Source organism: Methylomonas sp. 2F7 (assembly GCF_057126975.1).
Window position 1 is genome coordinate 4,312,733 of record NZ_CP195203.1, and the last position, 12,863, is coordinate 4,325,595.

Here is a 12,863-nt window from a genome sequence, read left to right on the forward strand (position 1 = left end):
AATGGAAATTGGGGTTAGGGAATCAAAACGAGTAATTCGCCTTAGGACGCTCTAAACAAGTTGGTTCCGATCAGACCCTCAGAGTACAGGTGGTTCGACAGGCTACCCCGACCGGAATTAATAAAATACTGTTCGTGATTAGCCTGTCTAAGGACTTAGTCATAGCTTCCTTTTTAATTCCCCTCGCCCCAAGCAAGGAGAGGGGGCTAAACTTAATAGCTTTCTTTTTTCAAAAGAGAGGAGCTTTTAGTCAGTAAGCCTGCTGCCCCACAAACCCTTTAAAAACAGTCAATACCACAATCTTTAAATCTAAAATGACTGACCACTGGCGAATGTATTCCAGGTCGTGATGAATCCGCCTTTCCATTTTGTCGATGGTTTCGGTTTCGCCTCGGCAACCGCTGATTTGCGCCAGACCGGTGATGCCGGGTTTCATTTTGTGCCGCAGCATGTAGCCCTGGATCTGCTTGCGGTAGTATTCATTGTGCGCCACTGCATGGGGCCTTGGGCCGACCACGGACATAGTGCCGCTCAGTACGTTTAGAAACTGCGGCAATTCATCTAACGAGGTACGCCGCAAAAAGTTGCCTAGCGGCGTCACCCGGCTGTCGTTGGCGGTGGCTTGTTTGATGCTGTCGCCATTTTCACACACCGACATCGACCGAAATTTCCAAACTTCAATCTGCTCACCCTTCACGCCATAACGCATCTGTTTAAAAATGACCGGCCCCGGCGAGGTAAGCTTGATCGCAATGGCGATGATCATCATCGGGATAGCGATAATCGGCAAAATGATCGCGCATAACAACAAATCTTCAAGCCGTTTGGCCGCGCCGTCCAGCGACGAGTTTAAAGGCGTATCGAAGACGCTGACCACCGGAATACCTTTTACGCTGCTGAGTTTGGATTGCATCAGATTAAAGGTAAAAAAGTCGGGCACTATGTTGACCGACACCGTACTATCGGCCAGCTCTCGAATCAATTGGTTGATTCGCTTTTCCGCACGCAAGGGCAAGGTGATGTAGATATGATCGATTTCTCCACGCTGCGCTCTTTCCAGTAGCTCTTTAAAGTCGCCAACGATGACGTCGACCATGTCTTCATCCTGCCTGCGCTGTTTGTTCTCGATGCGGTCGTCAAAAAAACCAACAAAGCTATAGCCCAGCCAAGGCATTTCAGTCAGCGCGGCATTTAGGCGTTTGCCTAGCGAATTACCGCCCAAAATCGCGTAGTTGCGGGTATTGAGGCCGTGCATCCGCAAATAAGACAATGTCGAGCGGCGCAGCGAGTGCAGCATGATGATGCTGAGCGGCGCCAGCGGCAGCCACAGTTCCAAGACTTGCCGCGAATATTCAAAGCCAAGGTCAAATACGAAAAAACTGCTGGCAATCAGTGCAAAGGCCACTATCCACGACAATAATATCCGCACGGCATCATCAAATAGGGGGTCACCGCGCCAGCCGTGATAGATCTCTTGATGCTCGGCAAAAATACCGAACAGCACGGTACAGACAATAAATAAACCCAGGTATTCACGGTCGAACGGCTCGCCATAGATGTGTAGCGAGATGTATAGCGTGATAAAAATCAACGCGGTATCCATGGCCCGCTTAATGCTCTGCAATTCGGGCTGCAGCGGCCTGATAAATCCTTTTGGGCGAAACTGATTCATATCAAATATACTGGTTAGCTTAATGAGTTGATCATTTGCCTGCCTGATTATAGGACTTTAAGCCAAAATTATTTCAGCTTAATGAAAGTTTAATGCAACACCGGCGGCGGCATATAAACCGTTCGGCGCATACAAGTTCTTCCTGCATGCCACTTCTTGGCGACATCGCAAGCGCGACAATTGACACTCAAAAACCGGCTTGAAAATCAACGTTGCTTGTAAACCACTTTAGCAGGTCTTGCCAAGCTCACCAATAAAAACGCTACTCTTAACCAAGTAAACAGACTATTTCATAATCCTTATGACAGAATCTTTCATATCAAATAAAGCCATTCCCGTCCGCGAACGCCTGATCATGGCTCTGGATGTTTCCAGCATCGCTGAAGCGCAAGCCTTGGTCGAAGAACTGGGGGAAGCGGTGATTTTTTACAAAGTGGGCATGGAGCTATTCATGTCGGGCGATTATTTCGGATTTATCGAATGGCTAAAGGCCCGCGACAAAAAAGTGTTTGTCGATCTTAAATTCTTCGACATTCCGGCCACAGTGGGCAGGGCAATTAAAGCGCTAAGTAACAAAGGCGTGGATCTGGCCACTATCCACGGCAACGATTCCATTATGGAAGCAGCGGCAGCGGCGAAAGGCGACTTAAAGGTGTTGGCCGTCACCGCATTAACCAGCCTGGATCGCGGCGATTTGGATGACTTGGGCTTTCAATGCGATGTGCGCGACTTGGTGTTGTCACGCGCAAAAAGGGCCTTACAAATAGGCTGCGACGGCATTGTTTCATCGGGCTTGGAAGTGGCAATGATTCGGGAGCAGTTGGGCGAAAAGCTGTTGGTGATTACTCCCGGTATCCGGCCGGTGGATAACCGCGAAGACGATGATCAAAAACGCGCGGTCAGTGTCGAGCAAGCGATTCAAAACGGCGCGGATTATATAGTAGTAGGCAGACCCATCCGCGACGCAGCTGACCGTAAAGCCATGGCGGAAAAAATCCAGGGGCAGATTGCAGCGCAGTTTGGTTGAGTATTTGCGCTAAAGCTTTCTGGAATTTTATTCTGGGTATTGTTTGTTTGAAGGGCAAAAAATTTAATTTTGCCGGGACTTTTAACTCCCCTCACCCCAGCCCTCTCCCAAGGGGAGAGGGGGGATACCGGTATTTTTGTTAGCTAGACTAAATTTGGATCGCCTCATCTAGCTCGGAAATATAACTCCCTCTCCCCCGGGAGAGGGCAGGGGTGAGGGAATCCAAAAAAGGCTTTTGCAATGAAAGAATTGGCCCGTTCATTACGCAAAAATCAAACCGACGCAGAACGAGTGATTTGGCAACAGCTGATGAATCGGCAATTGTTGGGCTGTAAATTTCGTAGACAGCAAGTTATCGGCCCATTCATCGTTGATTTTGTTTGCCTGGAACCCAAGCTGGTAATTGAAGTTGATGGTGGGCAGCATGCCGAGCAACAGGAATACGATCAAAACAGAAGCCATTATTTACAGCGGCTGGGGTATCGAGTACTGAGATTTTGGAATCATGAGGTTTTACAAGCCACGCCTGCCGCGATGGAAGCCATTCATTTGACTATTCTTCAGTTACAAACTGAGCCACCTCTGCCTGATGGAGAGGGGATACGCCAAAGTTAATAACACTCGCCTGTGGAAGGTAATAACTCCCTCTCCTGATGGAGAGGGTTGGGGTGAGGAGAATTAAATAAGGGAGCCCTCTAAAAGCCTCTTGGGGCGAGGGATGTAAATAATGGGTTTTACCCCCACTCATCCCAACCTTCTCCCTCAGGGAGAAGGGGACTTGTGTAATTTTTATAGCCCCTCAAAAGCTAACGCCCAACATCTAAAATTTAACTCCCTGCAAAAAGTGGGCATAATGCTTCGGTTTTTAATGCGCGCAACCAGCCAATGCAATGAAACCAGCGGCAAACATCTACTTGATCGGCCTGATGGGTGTGGGTAAAACCACCATAGGCAAACAGCTTGCTAAAGCCTTGCAATGGCCGTTCTACGACAGCGATAGAGTCATCGAGGAATGCACCGGTGTCGATATTCCGACGATCTTCTCCTACGAGGGCGAGGAGGGTTTTCGGATGCGCGAGCAAACTGTGATCCGACATTTATCGGCGTTGCAAGGGATAGTGATGGCCACCGGCGGCGGCGCGGTTTTAATGCCGGAGAATCGGGCGGCAATCAAGGAAAACGGCTTCGTCGTCTATTTGCACTGTTCGATAGATAAAATCCTGCACCGCACCAAACACGATACGCAACGCCCGCTATTGCGTACCGACAACCCTAGGCAACGCCTGCAAACCTTGCTGGCGCAGCGCGACCCGCTGTATACGGAATGCGCCGATTTTAAAATCGACTCCGGCGTCCTGCCCACTAAAACCGTGGTTAAAACCATTTTGCAGCAATATCAGGCTGCTTTAGAAGATCATGAAAGAATTGCAAGTTGTACTAAATAACGACAGAAGTTACCCGATTTACATTGGCGCCGGCTTGCTGGCCCAAACGGCACTGTTGACCAAGCATATACGCTCCAAGCAAGTATTGGTCGTCAGCAACGAGACTATCGCCCCGCTTTACTTAGCCCAATTGCAAACGGCATTGGGCGATTATCAAGTCGAAACGGTGATCCTGCCGGACGGCGAGCAATACAAAACGCTCCAATATTTGGAGAAAGTCTTCGATCAATTGCTCGCCAAAAAATTTAGCCGCAACGCCACTTTGATTGCATTGGGCGGAGGTGTGATCGGCGACATGGGCGGCTTTGCGGCAGCTTGCTATCAACGCGGCATCGCCTTTATCCAGATCCCCACCACTTTGTTGGCCCAAGTCGATTCCTCCGTCGGCGGCAAAACCGGCGTGAACCATCCGTTGGGTAAAAACATGATAGGTGCGTTTTATCAACCGCAATGCGTCATCGCCGACGCCGATGTGCTGGATACTCTTGACGACAGGCAGTTGTCGGCTGGCCTGGCGGAAGTCATTAAATACGGTCTGATCCGCGACCCCGGCTTTTTAGAATGGCTGGAAGCGAATATGCCGAAATTGCTGGCGCGCGATAAAGATGCCTTGGCTTATGCCATAGAGCGTTCCTGCATCAATAAAGCCGAAGTGGTCGGCGAAGACGAGTTCGAATCCGGCGTGCGCGCTACGCTAAATCTCGGTCACACCTTCGGCCACGCCATCGAAACCGGCAGCGGCTACGGCCACTATCTGCACGGCGAGGCGGTAGCTATCGGCACCTGCTTTGCAGCCGATTTATCGCGGCGCCTGGGCTGGCTGAACGATGCCGACGTTAAGCGAATTATCGACGTTTTCCAGGCCGCCAATTTGCCTGTCACTCCGCCTAAGGAAATGACGACCGAGCAATATGTGGATTTGATGGCCGTGGATAAGAAAAATGTCGACGGCAAAATTCGGGTCATTTTATTGGAAGCGGTCGGCAAAGCCTCTCTTCCCGTCAACGTCGATCTGGCGCAATTGCAGGCAACCTTGAACAGCTATGCTGGATAACGACGACCTGACCTACAGCTACCAAAAGCGCTCTGTGGTCAACAGCACCGAGCGGGCCTTGATTACGCTGGAGCGCTCGCAAAAGCTGGATTTGCTACTGCATTTGCTGGCTAATTTGCAGCAATCGCTGATCGTTTGCGGCCCGGAAGGTATCGGTAAAACCACGTTATTGGAGGCTGTCAAGCAAAGCCGTAAGGATATGTGGGAGGTCGTGTTACTGCCGGCCTCGCCAGACTCCAGCTTCGAAAGTCTGATTAACGATTTGTTGCGAGGTCTGAACATCGCCAAAGCTTCGGCTTTCGATCTGAGCGCGTTGCGCGACAAATGCGCCAGACAAAAAGTAGTGCTGTTAATCGACGATGCCGGCAATTTGGTACCCGGCCTGACGACGATGCTGATCGAATTTGCCGATTCGCTGCCCGGCTTGCGGTTGGTATTTGCGATGAATCACGATCAATTCCACATCAAAAGCGGTACCGACAAACTGGTGGATGAATGTCATTTCATCGAACTTCCGCCGCTCAGCAAAAAACAATGCGGCGAGTATTTGCAAAACCTGTCGGCGCAGCCGGGCGCAGTGGTGTCGTTCAATGCCATCAGCGACAGCCTGATCGAGGATTTATACCGCAGCAGCAACGGCATCCCCGGCAAGATTCTCGGGCAATTGCCTAAACTGGCTAATTCCCAAAGCCATAAACGCAGCAAGCTGGGCTTATGGTTGGCGATCTCCGGCGTGCTAGCCGGCACTGGCTACGCGGTAAACTCGTTAATACCGCTTGACCAGCTTATTGAGCAAACAACCGGCAATTCGCCGATTAGCGGCCAAAACGACAGCACCAACAAACTTGCGATCGAAAGTCTGCCCGTGCCGGCGATGCCGGAATCAATAAAGCCATCGGCGTCAATACTGACCAACGAGGTAGCAATCGCGCCACCTCCTGCTCCAGCCTTGCCCGAACCCAAAGTCCCCGAGCCGGAACCAGCGCCAACCAATGTTGTGGTCCCCGTTGTTCCCGTTCCCGATAAGCCCAAGCCGGTCGCCCCTGTTCCAAATGACCCGGCAAAACAACCGGTAGGCCAACCCGTTGCCAGCGAAATTATCAGTACACCAGTCGTCGCCAACCCGGTGCCAGCCAAACCCGAGCCGCCGATTGAAAAACCCGAGACACCTGCCGCAGACGCAACACCTGCTGTGGAGCCGCCGCCCGTCCAAGCTGTGGCTAAGCCTATCGAACGCAAACCTGCTAAACCAGTATTCGAAGGCAGCGATCAAGATTGGATCATGGCGCAACCGGCTGGCAACTTCACGCTGCAAGTCATGGTACTGTCCAGTAAAGATGCGGCGCTGCGTTTCCAAAAAAAATACGCCGATTACCGCGACGGCCTGAAGTTCTATCCCATCAAACAAAGCGAGCAGGAAAAATACGTGGTAATTTACGGCTCTTTCCAAACCGCCGCCGAAGCGATCCAGCTTAAAGCCGTCATGCCCGGCGAATTTAAGCAGGCCATGGAAAAGCGCTTCCGGGCCGTACAAAAAGAAAGCCGCCGCTGATTCTCACCCCCCAATCAAAACGAATGACCAACTTACAAAACGACTTATTCTTAAAAGCCCTGTTAAGACAGCCCGTCGACCGCACCCCCGTCTGGATGATGCGCCAAGCCGGACGTTATTTACCCGAGTATCGGGAAGTGCGCGCCAAGGCCGGCAGCTTCATGCAGCTCTGCACCAATCCGGAATTAGCCTGCGAAGTGACACTGCAACCGCTGGAGCGTTTTAACTTCGATGCGGCCATCTTGTTTTCCGACATTTTGACCATTCCCGACGCGATGGGCTTGGGCCTCTCGTTTGCCGAAGGCGAAGGCCCACAGTTCGCCAACCCGGTCAGAACCGCTGCCGACATCGCCAAACTGCCGATTCCCGACCCGGAATCCGAATTGCGCTATGTGATTGACGCAGTGCGCTTGATCAAAACCAATTTGCACGGCCGGGTACCATTAATCGGCTTCTCAGGCAGTCCGTGGACGCTGGCCACCTACATGGTGGAAGGCAAAAGCAGTAAAAGCTTTCAAAAAGTGAAAAGCCTGATGTTCGAACAACCCCATCTGATGCATCAAATGCTGGATAAGCTGGCAAAATCGGTTGCCTCATATCTAAATGCGCAAATCGCTGCCGGCGCGGATGCGGTGATGGTATTTGATACCTGGGGCGGCATGCTCAGCCACGACGATTATCTGGAGTTTTCCTTGCGCTATGCGCGGCAGGTTCGCGAGTTGTTAAACACCCGTCAGGACGGCAAGCAAATCCCCACCATTTTGTTTACCAAAGGCGGCGGCCTGTGGCTGGAAGCAATGGCCGATACCGGCTACGACGCGTTGGGCCTGGACTGGCAAACCGACATTGCTCAGGCGCGCGCCCGCGTTGGCGACCGGGTCGCTTTGCAGGGCAACATGGACCCTATCACCTTGTACGCGCAACCGGACGTAATCCGCGAAAAAGTTGGCAAAGTGCTGCAAGGTTTCGGTAATGGCTCGGGGCATGTATTCAATCTGGGGCACGGCATTTTGCCGGATATTAACCCGGAACATGTCAAAGCCATGGTCGATGCGGTGCGGGAATTGAGTCCGCAATATCATCGATAAATAAGGGCGTTTATACTTGAGGGTAATGCCGTTAAGTTAAGCACCTCTTACCGGCGGGTCTTGTAAAAAGCCCCCTCTCCTCGCGGGAGAGGGTTGGGGTGAGGGGGAGAAGGAACGGCCCTTCACACTGAATAGTTACCAATTTTTAGTATTCCATATGTGGATCCAAAAACGCATCCAGCTTGCCGCCAAACCGCGCGGTTTTCATTTGATCACGCGGGAAATAGTCGGTCAGTTGGCCGAACTGGATAAAATTGAAATAGGCTTGGCGCATGTGTTTTTGCAACACACCTCGGCATCGCTGGCAATCAACGAAAACGCAGATGCTGACGTGCGCCGGGACCTGGAAAGTTATTTCTCCCGAGCGGTAGCGGAAAATGAACCATACTACCGCCACACGCTCGAAGGGCCCGACGATATGCCCGCTCATATTAAAACCGTTATTTTAGGCAGCTCGCTGAGCATTCCGATCAGCGACGGCCAATTGGCCTTGGGGATTTGGCAAGGCATTTATTTATGTGAGCATCGCAATCATGCCGGCAATCGCACTATCATCGTAACGCTACACGGCGAATAAAGAGGTATTTATGAGAGCAGCAAAACTAATTGTTTTATTACTGGCGGCTTGCAGCCAAAACCTATCCGCGGAAGAAGTCGGCAAGCCGCTGGAAATGACGGTCTATCGCAGTCCCACCTGCGGTTGCTGCGGCAAATGGCTGGAACATGCCAAGCAAAACGGTTTTAAAATCAACGACGTGGTTAGCGATGACATGGAAACCATCAAAGCCCGTTTCGGCGTGCCTGAAAAGCTGGCGTCCTGCCATACAGCCATCGTGGACGGCCACGTGATCGAAGGCCATGTGCCTGCTGCCGATATTCAGAAGCTCTTACAAAGTAAATCCAACATCGCCGGTATCGCTGCGCCGGGCATGCCGATGGGCAGCCCCGGCATGGAAATGGGCGGGCAGCAAGACGCTTACAAGGTGATATCCTTTGATAAGGAAGGTAAGTATGAAGTGTTTGCAGAGCATGGCAGCAAGCAATAACTCAACTTACGTACTCTCAGCCGTCCGCTTAATTCGCCGCCAAGCATTATGTCTTTTTGGCAACATCTAGCATGACTAAGGCCCTCGTTACCGGCGCCAGTGGTTTTATCGGCACGCAACTATACCAGGCGTTGGTAAACCAGGGTTACGCGGTCAAAACGTGCAGTCGCGCCGGGTATGGCCCGGACAACATCGCCTTGGATTTGGCTGAACCGGGAGCTTGCCCCCCTGAGTTGTGCGCGGGCATAGACGTGATATTTCATCTGGCCGGCAAAGCCCACGCCTTGGCGGAAAGTCGGCAAGATGCGGCCGAATACCGGCAGGTCAACACCGAAGGCACGCGCAAACTGCTGGAAGCCGCACAACAAGCCAGGGTAAAAAGCTTTGTGTTCTTCAGCAGCGTCAAAGCCGTTAGCCAGGCTAGCCAACAACCCATGGATGAAACGGTTAACGACCCGGCCACAGATCCCTACGGCTTATCCAAATACGAAGCAGAGCAACTGGTGCTAAATGGCGGCTATGTCCGGCATCCGGTGGTGTTGCGGCCCAGCATGGTCTATGGCGGTTCCGAGAAAGGTAACTTGCCGAGGATGATCAAAGCAGTCCGGCGCGGGATATTTCCGCCATTGTCCGAGTCCGGTAACCAGCGCTCTATGGTGCATGTAACGGATATAGTTGCAGCGGCATTGCTGGCGGCCGAGAAACCCGCAGCCGCCGGGCAGGTTTATATCGTCACGGATGAACAAAGCTATTCCACCCGGCAGATTTACGACGCGATCAGAGCCGCTCTCGGCAAGCCGCCTGTTGCCTGGTCGATACCGATGCCGTTGCTAACCAGCTTAGCCAAATTGGGGGATGGCTTTGGCCAACTGACGGGGCGACGCTTTCCCATCGATAGCGATAGTCTGGAAAAATTAACCGGTTCGGCGTGGTATTCGTCTGCTAAAATCAGCCGCGAATTGGGTTTTCAACCTCGGCATACTCTCTGGAAAGCCCTGCCCGATATTATTCGCCATCTAAGTTAAATCCTGCGTGCTACTGCTTTTTACTGTTACCTTGCTGCTCGCCGCCGTATTGACCGGCCTGATTCGCCGCTACGCCTTAACTTACAAGGTGCTGGATATTCCCAACCAACGCAGCTCACACAGCGTGCCAACCCCACGCGGCGGCGGCTTAGCAGTCGTACTGGCATTCTTTACGGCAGCTCTCTGGCTGTTTTTTGCTGATCAATTAACAGGAAGTTTCTTGGCCTTGCTGAGCTCCACGCTATTGGTAGCCGTTATCGGCTTTTGTGACGATCACGGCGAAGTGGCCGCGCGCTGGCGATTTTTGACGCATTTATTGGCAGCCGTCATCGCCTTGGAATTATTGAATGATCTACCTGTGATATTGATCCCCGCGCCATTCGACGCCATCTTCGGGCGATTAAGCTTTAATCCTGGCTGGCTGGGCTATCCCTTGGGGGCACTGTTTTTGGTATGGACTCTCAATCTGTTCAATTTCATGGACGGTACCGACGGCATTGCCGCGTCGGAAGCGCTGTTCGTATCCTCGGCATTGGCCGGCTATCTGTTTTTTACCGATCAAAACCTGTGCGCTGTTTCCTTGGGTTTGGCGGCGGCTTGCGCTGGCTTTTTGCTGTGGAATTGGCCGAAAGCCAAGATTTTCATGGGCGATGTCGGCAGCGGTTTTATCGGTCTGTTGCTGGGTTTATTGATTTTACTGGCCGCACAACAGGCCGCCGTGCTGCTGTATTGCGGGCTGGTTTTATTCGGCGTGTTTATCGTGGATGCCAGCTATACCTTGGCGGTTAGAATGTTCAGCGGACAAAAATGGTATGCGGCGCACTGCTCGCATACTTATCAACACGCTGCCAAACGTTACGGGCATTTGCCGGTGTTATTGGCAACCTGGGTAATCAATTGCGGCTGGCTGTTGCCTATCTCTCTATGGATATTTAAGCATCCCAGCCACGCTTTGGCCGGGATTGCCTTGGCTTATCTGCCCTTAATCTATCTGGCTTACCGGTTTAAGGCCGGCCAATCCGAGTTGGTTATTTCGTGACTTTAAGATTCCGCTCCCGCACCACCATTTTTTTGCACGACCTGGCCATGATCCCTCTGGCCTGGTTCGGCGCGTACTGGCTGCGTTTTAATCTGCAAGACATCCCTGACGAATTTTTTTATTCAGCATTATTATTCCTGCCTTGGGTCATCGCCATCCAGGTCAGTTTATTCTGGGTGTATGGTTTGTACCGCGGCGTTTGGCGGTTTTCCTCGCTGCCCGACCTGATCCGCATCGGCAAAGCCGTGTTGACCGGGATTTTTTTTATTGCCTCCGCCTTGTTTTTATACGACCGCCTGCACGGTGTACCGCGTTCGGTCGTACCGTTGTATGTGCTGATCCTGTTTTCCTTGCTCAGCATTCCGCGTCTGGTTTATCGCTTTTGGAAGGAACAGACGTTTGCGGAGCGCGTGGGTAAGCGCGCCTTGATTGTCGGCGCCGGTTCCGCCGGCGAAATGCTGGTGAGGGATTTATTAGCCAATGTCGATAGCGATTATGTGCCGATAGTGTTCGTCGACGACAACCATGGCAAATACAAGCGCGAAATTCGCGGCATCCGCGTTGCCGGCACAGTCGAGCAAATTCCCGAATTAATCGAACGCTGGAATATCGAAACTGTGCTGATTGCCGTGCCGTCGGCCAGCGATCAGCAAATGCGCCGTATCGTGGAAATCTGCGAAAACTGCTCGGTGGATTTTCAGACCCTACCCTCGGTTAAAGAATTGCTAAGCGGCGCGGTCACCACCGCCAATCTGCGTAGCGTTTCCATCGAAGATATTCTGGGCCGCACACCGGTAAAGCTGGATTGGCCCGGCATAAAAAATCATCTGCGCGACAAAGTTATTTTAGTCACGGGCGGTGGTGGCTCCATAGGCTCCGAACTTTGCAAGCAACTGGCCAGAGCCCAACCGCGCAAGCTGATCGTGTTCGATCAGTGCGAGTTTAATTTATACAAAATTAATGCCGATTTGAATCGGCTGTTTCCGGAGCTAGTGCATCAGGCCGTGCTGGGCGACGTCGCCGATCCGATTGCGGTAAAACAGTTAATTGCCACGCAGCAGCCGGAAATCGTGTTTCATGCTGCGGCGTATAAACATGTGCCCTTATTGGAAAATCAAATCCGCGAGGCGGTGCATAACAATCTGATCGGCACGAAGATACTGGCGGAAGCGGCTATTGCCGCTGGCGTGGCGCGCTTTGTATTAATTTCCACCGACAAGGCCGTCAATCCCACTAACGTGATGGGCGCGACCAAGCGCGCGGCGGAAATCCTGTGTCAAAACCTGAATCAGACGGGCAACACCCGCTTCACCACGGTACGTTTCGGCAACGTGCTCGATTCGGCCGGCAGCGTGGTGCCGCTGTTCAGGGAACAAATCAAGGCCGGTGGCCCTATCACGGTGACGCATCCGGATATTACCCGCTACTTCATGACGATTCCGGAGGCCTGCCAGCTGATCATGCAAGCGGAAACCATAGGCCAGGGCGGGGAGGTATTCGTGCTGGATATGGGCGAACCGGTAAAAATCACTTACCTGGCCGAACAAATGATCCGCCTGAGCGGCAAAGTCCCGAATAAGGACATAGCGATTAAGATTGTCGGCTTGCGGCCCGGCGAAAAACTCTACGAAGAGCTATTCCACGATCAGGAACAATTACTGGCAACCAGCCATGCGAAATTGCGCCTGGCCAAAGCCCGACTCTACGACTCCGTGGAATGGGCTAAACAGATTGAAGATTTGCAGAAGGTGTGCCGGAACTACGATAACCGGCAACTGTTGGCCGGCTTGAAACAGTTGGTCCCCGAGTTTACGAGTACGCCGGCGCCTAAATAACAGCGCTAAAATTCACACTCTCTCCAGGCAATGTCGTTGGACTAAGCTCCCTCTCCTGCTGAAGAAGGTTGGGGGGTTCT

The 12,863-nt window shown here is 52.3% G+C and carries 12 protein-coding genes; 11 read left to right on the forward strand and 1 reads right to left on the reverse strand.

What is annotated here, in order from left to right; all coding sequences use genetic code 11:
• Positions 1-250 precede the first annotated feature (250 nt).
• Positions 251-1,672: an undecaprenyl-phosphate glucose phosphotransferase gene (locus tag ACR64Q_RS19425; RefSeq protein WP_483823405.1), complete on the reverse strand. Its 1,422-nt coding sequence runs from the start codon at positions 1,670-1,672 to the stop codon at positions 251-253.
• Positions 1,673-1,973: 301 nt separating this feature from the next.
• On the opposite strand from ACR64Q_RS19425, the gene pyrF reads away from it, so the two are divergent.
• From pyrF to ACR64Q_RS19480, 11 genes are all read left to right on the forward strand, one after another.
• On the forward strand, positions 1,974-2,699 hold the full coding sequence (gene pyrF / locus ACR64Q_RS19430; protein ID WP_020484324.1) for an orotidine-5'-phosphate decarboxylase: 726 nt from the start codon (positions 1,974-1,976) through the stop codon (positions 2,697-2,699).
• A gap of 240 nt (positions 2,700-2,939) precedes the next feature.
• Positions 2,940-3,314: an endonuclease domain-containing protein gene (locus ACR64Q_RS19435; protein ID WP_483823406.1), complete on the forward strand. Its 375-nt coding sequence runs from the start codon at positions 2,940-2,942 to the stop codon at positions 3,312-3,314.
• Between the two features lie 275 nt (positions 3,315-3,589).
• The gene (locus tag ACR64Q_RS19440; protein ID WP_020484322.1) at positions 3,590-4,144 is read left to right on the forward strand and encodes a shikimate kinase; all 555 of its coding nucleotides are present in this window, start codon (positions 3,590-3,592) and stop codon (positions 4,142-4,144) included.
• Positions 4,116-5,198, forward strand: a complete 1,083-nt coding sequence (gene aroB / locus ACR64Q_RS19445) for a 3-dehydroquinate synthase (RefSeq protein ID WP_313732797.1) — start codon at positions 4,116-4,118, stop codon at positions 5,196-5,198. Before ACR64Q_RS19440 ends, aroB begins: the two co-directional genes overlap by 29 nt.
• The gene (locus tag ACR64Q_RS19450; protein WP_483823407.1) at positions 5,188-6,750 is read left to right on the forward strand and encodes an AAA family ATPase; all 1,563 of its coding nucleotides are present in this window, start codon (positions 5,188-5,190) and stop codon (positions 6,748-6,750) included. The genes aroB and ACR64Q_RS19450 overlap by 11 nt, the downstream gene beginning before the upstream one ends.
• A 23-nt stretch (positions 6,751-6,773) precedes the next feature.
• Positions 6,774-7,838, forward strand: a complete 1,065-nt coding sequence (gene hemE, locus ACR64Q_RS19455) for a uroporphyrinogen decarboxylase (RefSeq protein ID WP_483823408.1) — start codon at positions 6,774-6,776, stop codon at positions 7,836-7,838.
• 157 nt (positions 7,839-7,995) lie between these two features.
• Positions 7,996-8,415 carry a secondary thiamine-phosphate synthase enzyme YjbQ gene (locus ACR64Q_RS19460; RefSeq protein WP_020484318.1) on the forward strand — a complete coding sequence of 140 codons (420 nt, stop codon included), beginning with the start codon at positions 7,996-7,998 and terminating at the stop codon, positions 8,413-8,415.
• 10 nt (positions 8,416-8,425) lie between these two features.
• Complete coding sequence (locus ACR64Q_RS19465) at positions 8,426-8,884, forward strand: DUF411 domain-containing protein (protein ID WP_483823409.1); 459 nt, start codon at positions 8,426-8,428, stop codon at positions 8,882-8,884.
• A 71-nt stretch (positions 8,885-8,955) separates the two neighbouring features.
• Positions 8,956-9,909 (forward strand): NAD-dependent epimerase/dehydratase family protein, encoded by a 954-nt coding sequence (locus tag ACR64Q_RS19470; RefSeq protein ID WP_483823410.1) that lies wholly within the window; start codon positions 8,956-8,958, stop codon positions 9,907-9,909.
• A gap of 7 nt (positions 9,910-9,916) precedes the next feature.
• The gene (locus ACR64Q_RS19475) at positions 9,917-10,948 is read left to right on the forward strand and encodes an MraY family glycosyltransferase (protein ID WP_483823411.1); all 1,032 of its coding nucleotides are present in this window, start codon (positions 9,917-9,919) and stop codon (positions 10,946-10,948) included.
• A complete protein-coding gene (locus ACR64Q_RS19480; protein ID WP_483823412.1) occupies positions 10,945-12,783 on the forward strand; it encodes a polysaccharide biosynthesis protein in 1,839 nt (612 codons plus the stop codon). Before ACR64Q_RS19475 ends, ACR64Q_RS19480 begins: the two co-directional genes overlap by 4 nt.
• Positions 12,784-12,863 lie beyond the last annotated feature (80 nt).